Genomic DNA, 18,349 nt, shown 5'->3' on the forward strand with positions numbered 1-18,349 from the left:
CGCGTTTGCGTGGCCGCCGCGTACGCGACGAAGGAGCAAGCGGCGGTCGCGCAAACGCGAGCCATGAGAGGGCCGCGAACACGCAGCGCCGAAGGCGCTGCCAATCAGCACCGTGTGATGATGGACTGGTGAACTTTTGGCCAGCGCCCCATGTCGAGGTCCCCGTACACGCGACCGTGACCCTGCCCGGGTCGAAATCGATCACGAACCGGGCGCTCATCCTGGCCGCCCTTGCCGACGGTCCCTCCACCATCACCGGTGCGCTGCGCAGCCGGGACACGAACCTGATGATCGCCGCGCTGTGCGCGCTCGGCGTCGGCATCGAGGGTGAGGGCGACACGTTGACCGTCACTCCGGCCCCGCTGGGCGGCGGCACGGTCGACTGCGGGCTCGCGGGCACGGTGATGCGCTTCTTGCCGCCGGTCGCCGCCTTGGCGTCGGGCGATGTGGCCTTCGACGGTGACGAGCAGGCTCGGATCCGGCCGCTGCGCACCATCCTGGACGCGCTGCGCTCGCTCGGCGCGGATATCGACGGCGACGCCTTGCCGTTCACCGTGCACGGCACCGGCGCGCTGCGCGGCGGCACCGTGACGATCGACGCGTCCGGCTCGTCGCAGTTCGTCTCGGGTCTGCTGCTGTCGGCCGCGCGCTTCGACGAGGGCTTGGTGGTGCACCACGACGGCAAGGCGCTGCCGTCTATGCCGCACATCGAGATGACCGTGGAGATGCTGCGCCGCGCAGACGTGCGGGTGCAGGCGCCCGCGGACAGCTTCAAGGCGCAGACCTGGACCGTCGAGCACGGGCCGATCCGCGCGGTGGACTGGGAGGTGGAGCCGGACCTGTCCAACGCCACCCCGTTCCTGGCCGCGGCCGCGATCACGGGCGGAACGGTCAGCATCCCGCACTGGCCGCGGCTGACCACCCAGCCGGGTGACGTCATCCGCGAGATCCTGGTGCGCATGGGCGCGGAAGCGCGGATCTTCGACGGCGTGCTCACCGTGCACGGCCCCGACCGGCTCGCGGGCATCGATATCGACCTGCACGACGTGGGCGAGCTGACGCCCACCGTGGCGGCGCTGGCCGCGCTGGCCGACTCGCCGTCCGTGCTGCGCGGCATCTCCCATCTGCGTGGGCACGAGACCGACCGGCTGGCCGCGCTGTCCACCGAGATCAACCGCCTCGGCGGCAAGGTGACCGAGACCGAGGACGGACTGGAGATCGTGCCCGCCGACCTGCACGGCGGCAAATGGCATTCCTACGCCGACCACCGGATGGCCACGGCGGGAGCCATTCTCGGCCTTCGGGTGCCCGGCGTGGAGATCGAGGACATCGGGACCACGGCCAAGACCCTGCCGAATTTCGTCGCCTTGTGGGAGCAGATGCTCGAGCCCGCGCTATCCGACGAGGGAGCGGCGCACTGAACCGGGGACGACGATCAGCGGCCAGCTACGACGAATCCGACGTCCGGGTTCGTCCGGGGCGCAGTTCCCGTCCCCGCACGAAGACCCGGCCGCAGCACAACGACGCCCAGTCGGCCATGGTGGTGTCGGTCGACCGGGGCCGGTGGGGATGCGTCCTCGGCGGTGATCCGGATCGCCGCATCGTCGCGATGCGCGCCAGGGAGCTGGGCCGCACGCCGATCGTGGTCGGCGACCAGGTGGACGTGGTCGGCGACCTGTCCGGGCGACCGGACACCCTCGCGCGTATCGTCCGGGTCGCCGACCGCAGGACGGTGCTGCGCCGCACCGCCGACGACACCGATCCGTTCGAGCGCATCGTGGTCGGCAACGCGGAGCGGCTGTTCATCGTGGTCGCGCTCGCCGACCCGCCCCCGCGCACCGGTTTCGTGGAGCGCGCCATGGTCGCCGCCTATGCCGGTGGGCTGCAACCGGTTCTGTGCTTGACCAAGCACGATCTGGCGGCCGATTCCGAATTCGCGGCCACGTTCGAGGATCTCGATCTCACCATCGTCTACGGCGGCATCGACGATCCGCTCGATCCGGTCCTCGACCTGCTCACCGATCACCTCACCGCGCTGATCGGCCACTCCGGCGTCGGCAAGTCGACGCTGGTCAATCGTCTTGTCCCGGAAGCGGAGCGGGCCGTGGGCGAGGTGTCCGGCGTTGGCAAGGGCAAGCACACCTCCACCCAGTCGGTGGCGCTCCCCCTGCCCGGAGGCGGCTGGGTCATCGACACACCCGGCGTGCGATCGTTCGGCCTGGCGCACATCACCCCGGACGACGTGATCGCCGCGTTCACCGACCTCGCCGACGCCATCGAGGACTGCCCGCGGGGCTGCACCCATCTCGGCCCGCCCGCCGATCCGGAATGCGCGCTGGACCAGCTGCCGGGCAAGGAACACCGGGTGGTCGCCATCCGCCGTCTGCTCGTCGCCCTCATGTCCAACGACCCCTGGTGATCGTCTCGGCCTACCGCGACGGTGCGGGACCGCCCGGTTCGCGCCGCCGTTTCCGGCCTCGATGCGCGCTGGCCCCGGCGCGTCCGGACCGGATGCAGCCGGAACTCCCGAACGACCCCTCGTGATCGGGCGAAAGTCTCTACCGCACAGCGGTTCCCGCTAACGTTCGGCCCTGCCGCCGAGGGCTCGGAGCGTTGTCCATGCCCTCCGAAGGCAATCCGCCTATCCCTTGTCTCGAGGACCTATGGACAGCTCTGCCCGCGCGAAAGCCACCATGTACAACACATTTCTCGTCGCCACCACGGCGGCCGCACTGCTGCTCGGCGGCAGCCAGACCGCCCTCGCCGCACCCGGTTCCGGCTCGGCGTCCGGCAGTTCCGGATCGGCGTCGGGCAGTTCCGGATCGGCGGGAGGAAGCTCTGGACCTGCCCGCAGCGCCGCGGACCGGAAGTTCCTACGCGAAAGCTATTACGCCGGAGCCGATTACGACGTCCAAGACGCGGCGATAGCGCTGGCGCATTCGGAGTGCAACTGGCTCGACGCGCACGGCAATTCGGCCCGCAATCACATCACACTCGCCGAGAGTTCTCGCGACGCCGTCGAGTATCCCTACATCTTCTTGGACGCCGCGATCGATGCGTACTGTCCGTGGAACAGCATCTGACCCTCCGAATCATCCGAGAACGACGAAGGCCCCCAGAGAAGCTCTGAGCGCCTTCGTAGTTCAGCGGATCAGTGGCGGCGGCGGGACTTCGGGCCGCGGCGGCCCTTCGCCTCCGCGCGGGCGGCCTCGCGGCGCTCGCGCCGGGTCTGCTGCGGGCCACCGTCCACGCCGTACTCCTCGGCGTCGCTGTGCACCGCGGCGCGGCCGCCCTCGTCAGGGCCGGAGTAGCTGAAACCGCGCGGAGCGGTGTCATCGATACCCCTGGCGCGCAGCGCCGCCGGCGCGCCGTGCCCGTTGGCGACCTGCGCCTCCTCGGTGGGCAGCGGACGCGGGGCGGTCATGGCTCCGACCGGCGAACGAAGACCGGTACCGACGGCGACGCCTTCCGGCTGCGGTTGCTGCACCTCGACCTGCAGATTGAACAGGAAGCCGACCGACTCCTCCTTGAGACCGTCGAGCATCGCGGTGAACATGTCGAAGCCCTCGCGCTGGTACTCCACCAGCGGGTCACGCTGGGCCATCGCGCGCAGGCCGATGCCCTCCTTGAGGTAGTCCATCTCGTAGAGATGTTCCCGCCACTTGCGGTCGAGCACCGACAGCAGCACCTGCCGTTCCAGATTGCGCATGCTGCCCTCGCCCGCGAGACCGTCGATCTCGGCTTCGCGGCGCTCGTAGGCGGCGTGCGCGTCGTCCAGCAGCGCCTCCAGCAGTTCCTCGCGGGTGAGCTCGCCGGCCTCGCCGATGTCGGTTTCGCCGGTCAGGTCCCGGTAGTCCAGGCTCACCGGGTACAGCGTCTTCAGCGCCGTCCACAGCTTGTCCAGATCCCAGTCCTCGACGTAGCCCTCGGCGGTGGCGCCGTCCACGTAAGCGGTGATCACGTCGGTGATCATGCTCTGGACCTGGCCCTCCATGTCCTCGCCGCGCAGGATCCGGTTGCGCTCGCCGTAGATGACGGTGCGCTGCTGGTTCATCACCTCGTCGTACTTGAGCACGTTCTTGCGGATCTCGAAGTTCTGCTGCTCGACCTGCGTCTGCGCGCTCTTGATGGCCTTGGAGACCATCTTCGCCTCGATCGGCACGTCGTCGGGCAGATTCAGCCGGGTCATGATCGCTTCCAGCGCCGCGCCGTTGAACCGGCGCATCAGCTCGTCGCCCAGCGACAGGTAGAAGCGGGACTCACCCGGGTCGCCCTGACGGCCGGAACGGCCGCGCAGCTGGTTGTCGATGCGGCGCGACTCGTGCCGCTCGGTGCCGAGCACGTAGAGGCCGCCGGCGTCGCGCACCGCGTCGGCGTCCTCGGCGGTCTGGGCCTTGACCTGGTCCAGCGTCGGCAGCCAGGCGCGCTCGTACTCCTCCGGCGTCTCGACCGGGTCCAGACCCTGCTTGCGCAGCAGGATGTCGGCGATGATGTCCGGGTTGCCGCCGAGCACGATGTCGGTACCGCGGCCGGCCATGTTCGTGGCGACGGTCACCGCGCCCGGCCTGCCGGCCTCGGCGATGATCTCGGCTTCCTTCTCGTGGAACTTCGCGTTCAGCACATTGTGCGGAATGCCGCGCTTGGTGAACTGCTTGGACAGGTACTCCGAGCGCTCGACGCTGGTGGTGCCGATCAGCACCGGCTGGCCCTTCTCGTGCCGCTCGGTGACGTCGTCGACCACGGCGGAGAACTTGGCCTCCTCCGTCTTGTAGATCAGGTCGGACTGGTCGGCGCGGATCATCGGCTTGTTGGTCGGGATCGGGACCACGCCGAGGTTGTAGATCTGGTGCAGCTCGGCCGCCTCGGTCTCGGCGGTGCCGGTCATGCCGGAGAGCTTGTCGTAGAGGCGGAAGTAGTTCTGCAGGGTGATCGTGGCCAGGGTCTGGTTCTCCGGCTGGATCTCCACCCCTTCCTTGGCCTCGATCGCCTGGTGCATGCCCTCGTTGTAGCGGCGCCCGACCAGGATGCGGCCGGTGAACTCGTCGACGATGATCACCTCGCCGTCGCGGACGATGTAGTCCTTGTCGCGGGTGTAGAGCTCCTTGGCCTTGATGGCGTTGTTCAGGTAGCTCACCAGCGGCGAGTTGGCGGCCTCGTAGAGGTTGTCGATGCCGAGCTGGTCTTCGACGAACTCGACGCCGGCCTCGTGCACGCCGATCGTGCGCTTCTTGATGTCGACCTCGTAGTGCACGTCCTTCTTCAGCAGCGGCGCGATGCGCGCGAACTCGGCGTACCACTTCGACGACGCGTCGGCGGGACCGGAGATGATCAGCGGGGTGCGCGCCTCGTCGATGAGGATGGAGTCGACCTCGTCGACGATGGCGAAGTTGTGCCCGCGCTGCACCAGGTCGTCCAGCGAGTGCGTCATGTTGTCGCGCAGGTAGTCGAAGCCGAACTCGTTGTTCGTGCCGTAGGTGATGTCGGCGTTGTAGGCCACCCGCCGCTGGGCGGGGCTCATGCCGGACAGGATGACGCCGACCTCGAGGCCGAGGAAGCGGTGCACGCGGCCCATCCACTCCGCGTCGCGCTTGGCCAGGTAGTCGTTCACCGTCACGACGTGCACGCCGTCACCGCTGATCGCGTTCAGGTACGCGGGCAGCACACAGGTCAGGGTCTTGCCCTCACCGGTCTTCATCTCGGCGATGTTGCCGGTGTGCAGCGCCGCGCCGCCCATGACCTGCACCTTGTAGTGCTTCTGGCTGAGCACGCGCCAGGACGCCTCCCGTGCGACCGCGAACGCCTCGGCCATCAACTGGCCGAGCGGATCGGGCTCGCCGTCCTCGACCATCTCGGCGTACCGCTCGCGGAACTCGTCGGTCTTGGCCCGTAGCTCCGCGTCGCTGAGGTCTTCGTACTCCGGTTCGAGGGCGAGGACTTGGTCGGCGAAATGCGAGAGCCGCTTGACAATGCGACCCTCACCAATCCGTAGCAACCTCGTCAGTGTCAGCGCAGGCACGGGTCTCGTCAGTCCTCTGGTCGGTGTGTCAAATCTGTCGTCGGCCCCCGGGCCGGTGCGGCCCACGCGGTTGCGCGGAATCCGCTGCATGCCCCATGGTAATGCTCTGTTGAATTCGCAGCGCCTGCGGCGCTGCGTGTTCGCGGCCCCCTCTTGGCTCGCGTCCGAGTGACCGCCGCTGGCGACTTCGTCGCGGACGCGGCGGTCACTCGGACGCGAGCCGGGCCGCGAACGGCGGATGCTCGGTCTCGCTTCGCTCGAAAGACGTGGTCGAGCTGGGTGGTTGCGTGTGCTGACAGCGGCATGACCTCGGAGTATGCGGCACCCTGGACGTGGGTGCGCGGTATGGCTGAGCGGTTTCGCGGGAGGGATCACGCCGCCGCGACTGATGATGACCCTGGTCCGCCACCTGCCCGCGGTGATGGCTGCTACATCCGAGTGGGTCGGCTCGCAGGAGTGCGTCGGCGGCGTGGGCGACGTCGGGGCGGGACAGTTCGACGGCATGGCGGGCACGGCCGGTTCGGCGGAAGTACGCGCTCGGTTCGGGCCGGGCCGAGAGGTGGATCACTCGGGGTCCACGCCGGTAGACCGTCCGGACGCGGCGAGAGTTGTGTGAACGGCGCCGCTTGTCGCCTTCGTGTGAGCGCGATGACATCCACGCGGCTCCCACACGAGCATGCTCCATCGACTTGTAGGGCAGACACGGCGTGGGGTGCGGCTTCGGGCTGGCCGGGGGTCTGGGCCGCTTGCGGTAGCGCGGCCGGGCTCGAGCGGATCTTCGCCCTGCGCCTCGGTCTGCCCTGTGATCGAATCGGTTCGCAGAACTCGAGTCGGGCCAGCGTGTCATGGAACTCCGGCGCGGAAAAACGTGTACGGAATTCATCAGAAATGGCGCAACGGCCGGGCCGATGGTCGATGCGGCAGCACAATGAAGCGGGGGCGGCATCGGGAAAAGGAGTACCGGGCAGCGTGATCACGAGACTATCGCCGCAGGACACGGCCTTCTACCGGCTCGAGTCGAGCAGCAATCCGATCCATATCGGCTCTCTCGCGATCGTGCGGAACACCGAAATCGGCGACGGCGCGGGCGAGGCGATCCTGGACTACGACCGGCTGGTCGATCTGGTCGAGAGCAGGCTCTCGCTGGTGCCCAGATACCGGCGCAAAGTGCGGGAGATCCCGCTGTCGCTCGGGCGGCCGGTATGGGTCGAGGACAGCCGGTTCGACATCACCTACCACGTCCGGCGTTCGGCTCTGCCCGGTCCGGGCACCGACGAGCAGCTGCACGATCTGGTCGCCCGGCTCGTCTCCCACCCCTTGGATCCAGCCCGTCCGCTGTGGGAGATGTACCTGATCGAACGGTTGTCCGACGGCCGCTGCGCCATCTTCACCAAGACGCATGCCGCCCTGGTGGACGGGGACACCGCGCTCGAGATCGGGCACGTGATCCTCGACGCCGGGCCTGCGCCCCGCGAACTGGCCTGCGACGACTGGATCGCCCCGCGCGAGCCCGGCGAGATGGAACTGCTGGTGGGCGCGCTCGCCCATCTCGCCGCACAGCCGCGCAAGGCCGTCGAGGTGGCCAGGGACGCCAGCGCGGGCGCGTTCGCGGTGCTCGGGACGGCGGGCAAGGCGGTCGAGTCGGTCATCGGCGCGGTGCGCACCGCGGCGACCGGAGCGCCCGCCAGCCCCCTGAACACACGTACCTCGCGAAATCGGCGCTTCGACGTGGTGCGCACCGACCTGGCGGACTACCGCACGATCCGCAGGCGGTTCGATTGCTCGACCAACGACGCCATCCTCGCGGTGGTCACCGGCGCGCTGCGCAACTGGCTGCTCTCGCGCGGGGAAGCGCTGACCGAGTCCACCACGCTGCGGGCGGTGGTGCCGATGTCGGTGTACGTCGAGGGGAACGACGGCGACCAGACGCACTCGGCGAGCGAGGTGTCGTCGTTCCTGATCGATCTGCCGGTCGGCGAACCGAACCCGGTGATGCGGTTGTCGCACATCGCGCACGCCACCGAGCTCAACGGACGTCAGCGGCGCGGCGTCCGCGCGCGGACGCTCGTGCACCTGGCCGGTTTCGCTCCGGCCAGCCTGCATGCGATGAGTGTGCGCGCGGCGAGTACGTTCGCAGAACACACGTTCAATCTGGTGATCACCAACGCGCCGGGTCCGCAAGCGCCGATGTACATCGGCGGCGCGCGGATGCTGGAGATGTACCCGGTGTCGCCACTGCTGCGCAATCAGGCGTCGAGCATCGGGATCACGTCCTACGACGGACGTGTCTTCTACGGTCTCAACGCCGACCGCGACGCGATGGCCGACATCGGCGTGCTCGCCACGGCGGTGCGCGATTCCATGGAGGAGATGCTCGGTGCCTGCGTCTGATCAGAAGAAGCTGCGGGTCTACATCCCGGCTACGGTGCCGATGCTGCGCGAGCTGGTCGACAACCGGGAACTGGCTGCCGTCGGCGGGACCGCGTTCGCGGTGACGCCCACGCTGCGCGAGGCCTACGCCTCCGGCGACGACGAGGAACTCGGGGAAGTCGCCATGAACGAGGCCGCGCGCGCTTCACTGCGACTGCTCGCCGCCGAACGCGATGCGGTCTCGCAGGAGGCCGGCGACGAGGACGCGCCGGTCGCGGGCGGCAGCCCGGTCTACCGCCGTGCGGTCATCGCCGCCGACGTGACCGGCGCGAAGCTGCGACCCGACCTCGACGACGCGGTGGTCCGGCTGGCGGGCCCGATCGGCTACCAGCAGATCGCCTCCGTGCACGTCGACCTGGCCGACGCCGAACCTCAGGTGGCCAAGGCCGTCGACGTGGTGGACGCCGCCGATCTCGGCGACACCGACGCGGAGTTCGTCCTCGGCGACGCCGAGGACCATCAATTGGCCTGGTACGCGGCCCAGGAGCTGCCGTTTCTGCTCGAGCTGCTGTGAATCGCGACGGTGGGCGCGCCACTGGCCCACCGCCGTAACCTACGATGCCGTAACCTTGCTGGCGAGGGCCTCCGATCGGCGAGTCGGCGGCCCGCGCATCCGACGACAGGGAGACCAACGGCAGCGATGGGTTCGAAAATTGGGAGCTTCTCCGTGCGAAGTGTCCGCGCGTGGCTGGAGGCGCCTGCCGCGAGTGTCGCGGAGCGCGGCGGCAAGCTGAACGTGCTGCGCGGCGCCGTGGCGCGGGTGACCACACCGTTGCTGCCCGACGACTACCTGCACCTGGCCAATCCGCTGTGGTCGGCGCGCGAGCTGCGCGGGCGCATCGTCGAGGTGCGCAAGGAGACCGCCGACTCCGCGACGCTGGTGATCCAGCCGGGCTGGGGTTTCGACTTCAAATACCAGCCCGGCCAGTACATCGGCATCGGCATCCTGGTCGACGGCCGCTGGCATTGGCGCTCGTACTCGCTGACCTGCCCGCCGGATTGGTCCGACCCCGGCCACGGCGGCAAGCGGCTGATCTCCATCGCCGTGAAGGCGATGCCGGAGGGCTTCCTGTCCAGCCATCTGGTCAGCGGCGTTCCGGTCGGCACCATCGTCCGGCTGGCCGCGCCGCAAGGCGGCTTCGTGCTGCCGTACCCGCCGCCGCGGAAAGTGCTGTTCCTCACCGCGGGCAGCGGCATCACCCCCGTGATGTCCATGCTGCGCGCGATGGACCGTCGCGAGGTGTTCACCGACGTGGCGCACCTGCATTCGGCCCGCACCGCCGACGACGTGATGTTCGGTGCGGAACTGGCCGAGCTGCACGAGCGCAATGCGGGCTTCGACACCCGGCTGCATCTCACCGCAGAGCGGGGCAAGTTCGCCCTCGCCGATCTCGACACCGAGTTCCCGGACTGGCGCGAGCGCCAGACCTGGGCCTGCGGCCCGGCCGGGATGCTCGACGAGATCGAGCAGCACTGGCGCGAGGCAGGCCTGTCGGACCGGCTGCACGTGGAGCGGTTCGAGATCGAGCGCTCCGCGGTCGGCGAAGGCGGCACGGTCACCTTCGGCAAGACCGGCCGCACCGTCGCCGCCGACGGCGCGACCAGCCTGCTCGAGGCAGGCGAGTCGGCGGGCGTTCAGATGCCGTTCGGCTGCCGGATGGGCATCTGCCAGACCTGCGTGGTCACCTTGAGTTCCGGGCACGCGCGCGACCTGCGCAACGGTGAGGAGCGCCGCGAAGGCGACAAGGTGCAGACCTGCATCTCGGCCGCGGCGGGCGACTGCACCCTGGACGTGTAGTCCGCCAGGTACCCTCGAGGTGTATCGAGTAGGGAAAGGACCCCGGTGGCCATCACCGACATCAAGACCTTCGCCCACCTCACGGCGACCGATATCGAGACACTGGGCCAGGAACTCGATTCCATCCGGCGTTCGGTGGAGCTGTCCCGTGGCGAGCGCGACGCGAAATACATCCGGCGCGCGATCGCAGCGCAACGCGGTCTCGAGGTAGCCGCCAGGGTAGTGCTGTTCGGCAGCCGCAACCGCTGGGCCTGGTTGACCGGCACCGCGTTGCTGTCGGTGGCCAAGATCATCGAGAACATGGAGCTCGGGCACAACGTCAGCCACGGGCAATGGGACTGGATGAACGACCCGGAGATCCACTCCAGCTCCTGGGAGTGGGACATGACGGGTCCCTCCGCGCAGTGGCGCCGGGCGCACAACTACTCCCACCACACCTATACCAACGTCCTGGGCAAGGACGAGGATCTCGGGTTCGGCATCCTGCGGATGACCCGCGACGAGCAGTGGCGGCCGATCCACCTGGTGCAGCCGCTGGCGAATCTGCTGCTGGCCGCGACCTTCGAGTGGGGCATCGCGCTGCACGACTGGAGCATCGAGAAGGAGCTGTCGAACACGCCGCGCTGGCACCTGACCTCGGAGCCGAACAGGGCATTCGCGCGCAAGATCTGCCGTCAGGTGGCCAAGGACTTTCTCATCCACCCCGCGCTCACCGGTCCGGCGTTCAAGCACACGTTGAAGGCCAACGCGACGGCGAACCTGGTGCGCAACCTGTGGGCGTACGCGGTGATCTTCTGCGGCCACTTCCCCGACGGCGCGGAGAAGTTCACCATCGAGCAGTTGGAGAACGAGACCAGCGGCGAGTGGTATCTGCGCCAGATGCTCGGCAGCGCGAACTTCAAGGCCGGGCCCGCCATGGCGTTCATGAGCGGCAACCTCTGCTACCAGATCGAGCACCACCTGTTCCCCGATCTGCCGAGCAATCGGTATCCGGAGATCGCGGTGCGCGTGCGCGAGCTGTGCGACAAGTACGACCTGCCTTACACCACCGGGTCGCTGGGCAAGCAGTATCTGCTGGCCTTCCGCACGATCCACAAGCTGGCGCTGCCGGACCGCTTCCTCAAGGCCACCGCCGACAACGCGCCGGAGACCTCGTCGGAACGCAAGTTCGCCGGCATCACGCTGCCGTCACGCGGCACGGAGTCCACCCACTGGCTGCGCGTCGATCCGGAGACCGGCAAGCGGCGCGGTCTGCGTTCGGCGCTGCACGAGGCGAAGATCGTGCTGCGCGAGAAGGCGCGGCAGGAGAAAGAGATGCTCCGCGAGGCCAAAGCGGCCCTGCAGGAGAAGGCCGAACACGAGCGGCAGGTCCTGCGCGATGCCAAGCTCGCGCTCCAGGAGCGCGCCCGCCACGAACAGGCGGCGCTGCGCGAGAAAGCCAAGCGCGACAGGCGTTTTCGCTTCCAGCGAAGGGTGCGCTAACGTACCAGTCGAGCCTCGGTATCGCAATAGGGTATTTGACACATCTCCAAGCCAGATCTCGGAACCTACGCTGTCGTAACTTACGGTAAGGTAACCCGTATGGCGATCTCGGATGTCAAGGAATACGCGCATCTCACCGAGGCCGACGTGGAAGCACTCGGCGCGGAATTCGACGCGATCCGGCGGGAAATCGAAGCCTCGCGCGGCGCGCGCGACGCGAAGTACATCCGCAACGTCATCCGGTTGCAGCGCGCTCTCGAGATCGGTGGCCGGGCGGTGCTCTTCGCCAGTCCCAAGCGCCCGGCGTGGCTGGCGGGCGTCGCCCTGCTCAGCACCGCCAAGATCATCGAGAACATGGAGATCGGGCACAACGTCATGCACGGGCAGTGGGACTGGATGAACGATCCGGAGATCCACTCCAGTTCGTGGGAATGGGACAACACCGGCGCGGCCAAGCACTGGAAGCACACCCACAACTACCTGCACCACAAGTACACCAATGTGCTCGGCATGGACGACGACATCGGCTACGGCCTGCTGCGGGTGACCCGCGACCAGCGCTGGAAGCCGTTCAACCTGGGCAACCCGGTCTACAACCTGGTGTTGCAGCTGTTCTTCGAATACGGCGTCGCGATCCAGCACCTGGAGCTGGGCAAGCTGGTCGCGGGCCGGTACAAGCCGGGCACCCCCGAGCGCGCCGACTTCGAGCGCAGGCGTGACGAAGCGCTCACCAAGATGGGCAAGCAGGTCCTCAAGGACTACGTGATCTTCCCCGCCCTCACCGGTCGCGCGTTCTTCTCCACGCTGATGGCCAACCTGGCCGCGAACGCCATCCGCAACGTGTGGTCCAACGCGGTGATCTTCTGCGGGCACTTCCCCGACGGCGCGGAGAAGTTCACCAAGGCCGACATCGACGGCGAAACGCAGGGCGAGTGGTATCTGCGCCAGATGCTCGGCAGCGCGAACATCTCCGGCGGCCCGGTCATGCACTTCATGACCGGCAATCTGAGCCACCAGATCGAACACCACCTGTTCCCCGACCTGCCGAGCAACCGGTACGCCGACATCGCCGTGCGGGTGCGCGAGCTGGCCGACAAGTACGACCTGCCCTACACCACCGGCTCGCTGCCGGTGCAGTACTTCAAGGCGTGGCGCACCATTCTCAAGCTGTCGCTGCCGAACAAGTACCTGCGGGCCACCGCCGACGACGCGCCGGAGACCGCCTCCGAGCGCAAGTTCGGCGGCCGCACCACGGCCACCATCGACCCGGTGACCGGCCGTCGCCGCGGTCTGCGCACCGCGCTGGCCAACGGACGGCGCAGGCTCGCCCGGCGCGGCGTGGCCGCGGCGCGCTGAGTTCCACGTCCCGCGCGGCCGACGCCGTGCGCGGTGAGTTCGCCGGGTTTGATTGACTCGGGCGGTGCATGCTGAGGTTCTGAGTGTCTACGAGGCCATCCGGCGCCGCCGCGACGTACGCGCGGAGTTCACCGGCGAACTGGTCGAGGACGCGACACTGTGGCGGCTGCTGGATGCCGCGCACCGGGCGCCGAGCGTGGGCAATTCGCAGCCATGGGATTTCGTGGTGGTCCGCGATCCGGCGACGCTGCGCAAGTTCGCCGATCACGTGGCAGGCAAGCGCCTCGAGTTCCGCGACGCGCTGCCGCCCGAGCGCGCCGCCACCTTCGAGCCGATCAAGATCGAGGGCATTCTGGAGAGCGGTACCGGGGTGGTGGTCTGCTATGACCACGATCGCGGCGGACCGCAGGTGCTCGGCCGGGCCACGGTGCCCGAAACCGGTGTCTACTCGGCGGTTCTCGCCATCCAGAATCTGTGGCTGGCCGCCACCGCGGAAGGCATCGGCGTGGGATGGGTGTCGTTCTACGATCCCGGTTTCCTCTCCGATCTGATCGGCCTGCCGCGGAACGTCCGCACCGTGGCCTGGCTGTGCGTCGGGCCGGTGCGCGAGTTCCAGCGCGTTCCCGACCTGGAGCGCTTCGGCTGGCGCGCGGGCAGACCGCTCACGGACGCGGTGCACCGCGAGACCTACCGCGGCTGACCGCGCGGCGGCCCCGGTCGCGCATCGTTACCCAACTGTGTGGATCGTTCATGGTTCAATCGGATCCCCACTGGGTACGACAAGGGCGAAACTGCCTCTGACGCAGTGCTCTTCATCGTGGTTTCGTCGTTCCAGGAGGTTTGTGCAATGGCCAATGTCGATGCTGTTCGGCTGTCGAGCGAGCTGGGCATCGATCTGGCACAGGCGACGCTGCGCCTGCGCCGGGAAGGCATCCCCGGCGAGACCAAGCACCAGACCTGTCTGCGCATCCTGGCCGACGAGGGACGCAAGCGGCGCGGCAAGGCCTGACCGAGGCCCCGGCGGGACAGGGGCGCACGCGCCGCCTCAGACCCGTTCGAGCACCGCCGACGCGCCGATGCCGCCCGCGGCGCAGATACCGAGCAAGGCCGTGTTCTTTCCCGTGCGCGCGAGTTCGTTGGCCATGGTGGTCACCATGCGCGCCCCGGTGGCGCCGAACGGGTGGCCGAGCGAGATCGAGCCGCCGTGCACGTTCAACTTGTCGATGTCCACCTCGCCGACGGCGGTGTCGCGATCCAGCCGGGTCTTGGCCCATTCGTCGCTGGCCAGCGCGGTCAGCACCGCCAGGGTCTGGGCGGCGAAGGCCTCGTGGATATCGACCAGATCGGCGTCGCCCAAGGACATTCCGGCCTTCTCCAGCGCGCGTGGCATCGAGATGGCCGGCCCGATCAGCACCTGATCAGCCGGGTCGACGCTCACGTAGCTCCACGACCGGAACGCCGCCAGCGGCCGGTATCCGAGGGCGTGCGCTTTCTCCTCGCTCATCAGCAGCACCGCGGCGGCGCCGTCGGTGAGGGGGCTGGCGTTGCCCGCGGTCACGCTGCCGTCGGCGGCGAAAACCGGCTTCAGCGCGGCCAGTTTGGCGAGGCTGGTGTCGCCGCGCACCAAGCCGTCGCGCAGGATCTCCACGTCTTCGGGGGTGCGAACCCGCAGCACCTCGTCGTCGAACCGGCCGGACTCGATGGCGGCCGCCGCGCGGTGATGTGAGCGTGCGGCGAACTCGTCCTGATCCGCGCGGCTCACGCCGTGGATGCGAGCCATTTTCTCGGCCGACTCGCCCATGACCTCGCCGGTGGTGCGTTCGGCGATCTTGGGCCGGCTCGGCAGCAGGTCGGTGAACGGCGCAAGGCGCGCGACCGCGGACAGGTAGTCCTTCGGCTTCGGCTTGCCCAGAGCCAGCGGAGCCGCCGCGTGTACCACCTTCTGCGGCAGTTTGACTTCGGCGTTCGAGGTGGAATCGCTGCCGCCCGCGATCATGATGTCGTATTCGCCGCGCTCGATCGCGGCCGCCGCCGAGGTGACGGCCTGTAAGCCGGAGACGCAGGCCCTGGTCACCGTGTAGCCCTCGCAGCCAGGATCCAGCCGCAGGTCGAGCGCGATCTCGCGGGCGATGTTCGGCGCCGCGCCGGGCAGGATGACCCCGCCCCAGACGATCGCCTCCACTTGCGTGCCGGGCAGCCCGGTGCGCTCCAGCAGTCCCCGGACCGCGGCATCGGCGAGCGCGATGGAATCCATTCGGGTGTATCCGGTGAACGCGCGCAGGAACGGCGTGCGGGCACCGGACACGATCACGGCACGGCGAGCGGCTTTGGTGGCCATGCGATTTCCTTTCGAAAGCCTACGTCCACCAAACTTACTGCAAAGTAAGTTCACCGTCGACCCCCTTCGCCGACGGTGAACCCCCGACACAGCGGCGATCCCCTCCACCGCCGCTGACCGGTCCGCCGCGCGCCGTTGCGCGCCGGACCGAGACGTCCGTCCCGGCGAACGCCCCTGCCCGTCCCGGAACCGTCGCATGCACTCCGTCATCCGACGGAAAGAACCGTAACAAACTTTCGACCGATTTTCCAAATAGTTTCTATTGGTTTGCCTGATACCTCCCATCGGCTTACCATGAACCCACTATGCATAGCCCTTCGGAGCTGTCGCGGCAGAAGAGATTCGGGCGAATCATCAAAGAACGCCGGGACGAGCTCGGCCTCACCCAGCTACAGATCGGCGACCTCGGGGGACCTTCGGCGCCGACCATCCGGAAGATCGAGGACGGCGAGGCGACCATCAGCATGCAGACGCTGAACAAGCTCGACGCGCCGCTGCGATGGCTGCCGGGCAGCGCCGCACGCACCTATGCCGGCGGCGTCCCCGCCGCCGACGAACCCGCGAACGCCGCGCGCGGCGCGGGCGACTCGGTGGTGGCCGGTCCGGACGCGATCCGCTTCGAGATCTCCGACCTGACCGGGCTGCTCGCGGCGTCGGGCAGGCTCAACGACGCCGTCGAACACGGTCGCACCACCGACCCTCAGGTGGTCGCCGCGATCGCGGAGCTCAACCGAGTGGTCTCCAAGCTGTCGGCGCGGTACGCGACCGCCATGCTGGAACGCAACGGCGGACCGGGCAGGCAATTGCACCCGCTGGTGGAGATGGCCTTCGCGCACCTGCTCGCGGTCCCCGCGGCGGCCAGCGATCCCGACGAGCTACAGGAACGCCGGTACCGCCGCTGGCTGGCCGGCCGATCGGAGGATATCGATGCGGCGACCGAAGCTCGGTTCCGCGCACGCTGGCTGGCGGCCAATATGGCCCCGCCCGCGTTCGGAAACGGCGAGTGACGAGGCAACCATGACCGACCAGGGACCGAACTCCACGGAACTCACCCTCAGCCGCAAGATCAACCGGTTGTTCGCCGTCGTGCATCCGCGCGACGCTCCGGAGCGCAGCACCGAATCCGTCGCCCGGCAGGCCGGTGAGATCCTCGGCCGCCCGGTGCCGCCCGGTTACCTCGCGCGCCTGCGCGACGGCGAGTTCGACGACCGCGACGCCTGCGCCGCGGCGGATGCCGACATCCTGGGCGCGGTGGCGCGCAGCTTCGGCGTCGCCGCCGACTACCTGCTCACCCGCGGCCCCGCGGCGGAGGCGATCGACCGCGAACTCGAACTGCTCGCCACCATGCGCGACGCGAACGTCGCCAGCATCGCGCTGCGCGGTTCGAACATCGATCGGGCCATGCTCGCCAAGATCATCCAGAGCACGGAAGGGTCGGTGCCGCCGAGTCGGTAGCATGCTTCTCTACATGGGCCACTGAGCTTTTGTAGGAGACCGATCACATGGCCATCCAGGCCCGGTTCCGGAGCTTGACCCGGGACCTCCCGATACCCCACCCATGGAATCTGCAGGCCTATCTCGATGCCGTCGCGGAGCACCGCGGTCGCAGCATCAGCCTGTGGCCGATCGACACCGCCCTACTGGCGGGCACCGGTTGCGGCACGGGCAGCGGTCTGTGGATCGCGAAGCAGGACAGCGACGTCATCGTCTACGGCGCCGACACCACCGAATGGCACGCCGAGCACATCATCGTGCACGAACTGGGGCACATGCTGCTCGGGCACGGCCCGGAGCAGCACCGGCCCGGTGAGCCGACCACCAGCACCCCGACGGTGGCGGCGGTCGCCGACCTGCTGCCCTCGATCTCGCCCGAGTCGATCGCCCACGTGCTCGGACGCACCGACTACGGAACCATGCGCGAGCGCGACGCGGAAACGTTCGCCGACATGGTGATGCTGCACGCCATGCGCCCACCGCGCCGCGATTCGCTGCTGCACCGCACGTTCTTCCGCGACCGGCGGCGGTAACCTCGCCCCGACGAAATTCTCCGGACATCCGGTAGGTGAGCCGAATGCCCGGAGAAGGGGGAACGTGCGGTTTCGATGTGGTCAGGCCAGGCGGATCAGGCCGTAGTCGAACGCATGGCGGCGGTAGACCACCGAAGGCCGGTCGGTCTCCTTGTCCTGGAACAGGAAGAAATCGTGGCCGACGAGTTCCATCTGGTACAGGGCGTCGTCGACGGTCATGGGCGTCGCCGAGTGCACCTTCGTGCGCACGATGTGGCCGGGACCGGCGTCGTACTCCGGCTCCCGCTCCTGCTCCTGGTGCGCGTGCGCGGCGCTCGACTCACCGAGCCGCTCGAACAGGGAGTCGTCCACCAGATCGGCAGTGGCCTGGGCGACCGACAGCGGCGTCTTGTCGCCGTAGTGCACCCGGCGCCGGTCCTTGGTGCGGCGCAGCCTGCTCTCCAGCTTCGCGGTCACCGACTCGAAGGCGGCGTAGAAGCTGTCCGCGCAAGCCTCGGCCCGCACAACGGGACCCTTTCCGCGCGCGGTGATTTCGACGCGCTGACAGTTCTTGCGCTGGCGCCGGTTGCGTTCGTGGAACAGCTCGACGTCGAAGAGGAAGATCGACGGGTCGAAGCGTTCTAATCGGGAGAGTTTTTCCGCGACGTAGATACGAAAATGATCGGGCACCTCTACATTGCGACCCTTCACCACGATGTCGCCGCGTGGCGCCCGTGGTCGTTCCGCTGTGGGTTGCTCGAGTGCTTCCTTGGTGCTGGACTCCAGCATCGAAGCAGCGGGATCTTTCACTGAAGGTCGTGAAGAAGTCGTCACGCGTACCTCCCGGATCTGGCCGCACCGACCGATTCCAGTGCGGCGGGATTGAACCGTGCCGAACGACGATTGCTCGGCACTAGACGTCC

17 protein-coding genes are annotated in these 18,349 nt (G+C 68.3%); 14 read left to right on the forward strand and 3 right to left on the reverse strand.

Annotated elements, in window-relative coordinates; genetic code table 11:
• Window positions 1-128: 128 nt before the first annotated feature.
• The 3 genes from aroA to ACWDMM_RS23335 all read left to right on the forward strand — a co-directional run bounded on the left by aroA (window position 129) and on the right by ACWDMM_RS23335 (window position 3,083).
• A complete protein-coding gene (aroA, locus tag ACWDMM_RS23325) occupies window positions 129-1,421 on the forward strand; it encodes a 3-phosphoshikimate 1-carboxyvinyltransferase (protein ID WP_195082015.1) in 1,293 nt (430 codons plus the stop codon).
• Window positions 1,422-1,537: 116 nt separating this feature from the next.
• On the forward strand, window positions 1,538-2,419 hold the full coding sequence (gene rsgA / locus ACWDMM_RS23330) for a ribosome small subunit-dependent GTPase A (RefSeq protein WP_397071473.1): 882 nt from the start codon (window positions 1,538-1,540) through the stop codon (window positions 2,417-2,419).
• A gap of 244 nt (window positions 2,420-2,663) precedes the next feature.
• Entirely contained in the window at window positions 2,664-3,083 is a 420-nt protein-coding gene (locus ACWDMM_RS23335; protein WP_067810555.1) for a DUF732 domain-containing protein, read from the forward strand.
• Window positions 3,084-3,151: 68 nt separating this feature from the next.
• Here the strand turns inward: ACWDMM_RS23335 and secA are convergent, their stop codons facing one another.
• Window positions 3,152-6,016: a preprotein translocase subunit SecA gene (gene secA, locus ACWDMM_RS23340; RefSeq protein ID WP_195082016.1), complete on the reverse strand. Its 2,865-nt coding sequence runs from the start codon at window positions 6,014-6,016 to the stop codon at window positions 3,152-3,154.
• Between the two features lie 316 nt (window positions 6,017-6,332).
• On the opposite strand from secA, the gene ACWDMM_RS23345 reads away from it, so the two are divergent.
• From ACWDMM_RS23345 to ACWDMM_RS23380, 8 genes are all read left to right on the forward strand, one after another.
• A complete protein-coding gene (locus ACWDMM_RS23345; RefSeq protein ID WP_357419968.1) occupies window positions 6,333-6,632 on the forward strand; it encodes a hypothetical protein in 300 nt (99 codons plus the stop codon).
• 353 nt (window positions 6,633-6,985) lie between these two features.
• Window positions 6,986-8,407: a WS/DGAT/MGAT family O-acyltransferase gene (locus tag ACWDMM_RS23350; RefSeq protein ID WP_357207848.1), complete on the forward strand. Its 1,422-nt coding sequence runs from the start codon at window positions 6,986-6,988 to the stop codon at window positions 8,405-8,407.
• Between the two features lie 40 nt (window positions 8,408-8,447).
• Window positions 8,448-8,960, forward strand: a complete 513-nt coding sequence (locus ACWDMM_RS23355) for a DUF6912 family protein (RefSeq protein WP_397071490.1) — start codon at window positions 8,448-8,450, stop codon at window positions 8,958-8,960.
• Between the two features lie 126 nt (window positions 8,961-9,086).
• Window positions 9,087-10,244 carry a ferredoxin reductase gene (locus ACWDMM_RS23360; RefSeq protein ID WP_195082018.1) on the forward strand — a complete coding sequence of 386 codons (1,158 nt, stop codon included), beginning with the start codon at window positions 9,087-9,089 and terminating at the stop codon, window positions 10,242-10,244.
• Between the two features lie 45 nt (window positions 10,245-10,289).
• On the forward strand, window positions 10,290-11,726 hold the full coding sequence (locus ACWDMM_RS23365; protein WP_195082019.1) for a fatty acid desaturase: 1,437 nt from the start codon (window positions 10,290-10,292) through the stop codon (window positions 11,724-11,726).
• A 99-nt stretch (window positions 11,727-11,825) separates the two neighbouring features.
• Entirely contained in the window at window positions 11,826-13,082 is a 1,257-nt protein-coding gene (locus tag ACWDMM_RS23370) for a fatty acid desaturase family protein (RefSeq protein ID WP_449939542.1), read from the forward strand.
• 79 nt (window positions 13,083-13,161) lie between these two features.
• Window positions 13,162-13,782, forward strand: coding sequence for a 5,6-dimethylbenzimidazole synthase (gene bluB, locus ACWDMM_RS23375; protein WP_195082146.1), 621 nt, complete (start codon window positions 13,162-13,164; stop codon window positions 13,780-13,782).
• Window positions 13,783-13,929: 147 nt separating this feature from the next.
• Window positions 13,930-14,091, forward strand: coding sequence for a hypothetical protein (locus ACWDMM_RS23380; RefSeq protein WP_157111850.1), 162 nt, complete (start codon window positions 13,930-13,932; stop codon window positions 14,089-14,091).
• A gap of 36 nt (window positions 14,092-14,127) precedes the next feature.
• On the opposite strand, the gene ACWDMM_RS23385 is transcribed toward ACWDMM_RS23380, so the two are convergent.
• Window positions 14,128-15,420 carry an acetyl-CoA C-acyltransferase gene (locus ACWDMM_RS23385; protein WP_449939544.1) on the reverse strand — a complete coding sequence of 431 codons (1,293 nt, stop codon included), beginning with the start codon at window positions 15,418-15,420 and terminating at the stop codon, window positions 14,128-14,130.
• A gap of 305 nt (window positions 15,421-15,725) precedes the next feature.
• On the opposite strand from ACWDMM_RS23385, the gene ACWDMM_RS23390 reads away from it, so the two are divergent.
• Genes ACWDMM_RS23390 through ACWDMM_RS23400 form a run of 3 tightly spaced genes read left to right on the forward strand, consistent with a single transcriptional unit; the run spans window position 15,726 to window position 17,447 of the window.
• On the forward strand, window positions 15,726-16,427 hold the full coding sequence (locus ACWDMM_RS23390; RefSeq protein ID WP_195082022.1) for a helix-turn-helix domain-containing protein: 702 nt from the start codon (window positions 15,726-15,728) through the stop codon (window positions 16,425-16,427).
• A 10-nt stretch (window positions 16,428-16,437) separates the two neighbouring features.
• The gene (locus tag ACWDMM_RS23395; RefSeq protein WP_195082023.1) at window positions 16,438-16,875 is read left to right on the forward strand and encodes a hypothetical protein; all 438 of its coding nucleotides are present in this window, start codon (window positions 16,438-16,440) and stop codon (window positions 16,873-16,875) included.
• 47 nt (window positions 16,876-16,922) lie between these two features.
• Entirely contained in the window at window positions 16,923-17,447 is a 525-nt protein-coding gene (locus ACWDMM_RS23400) for a hypothetical protein (protein WP_195082024.1), read from the forward strand.
• An 81-nt stretch (window positions 17,448-17,528) separates the two neighbouring features.
• Here ACWDMM_RS23400 and hpf read toward each other — a convergent pair whose 3' ends face one another.
• On the reverse strand, window positions 17,529-18,215 hold the full coding sequence (gene hpf / locus ACWDMM_RS23405) for a ribosome hibernation-promoting factor, HPF/YfiA family (RefSeq protein ID WP_195082025.1): 687 nt from the start codon (window positions 18,213-18,215) through the stop codon (window positions 17,529-17,531).
• Window positions 18,216-18,349 lie beyond the last annotated feature (134 nt).

It is taken from the genome of Nocardia sp. NPDC003726 (assembly GCF_053586955.1).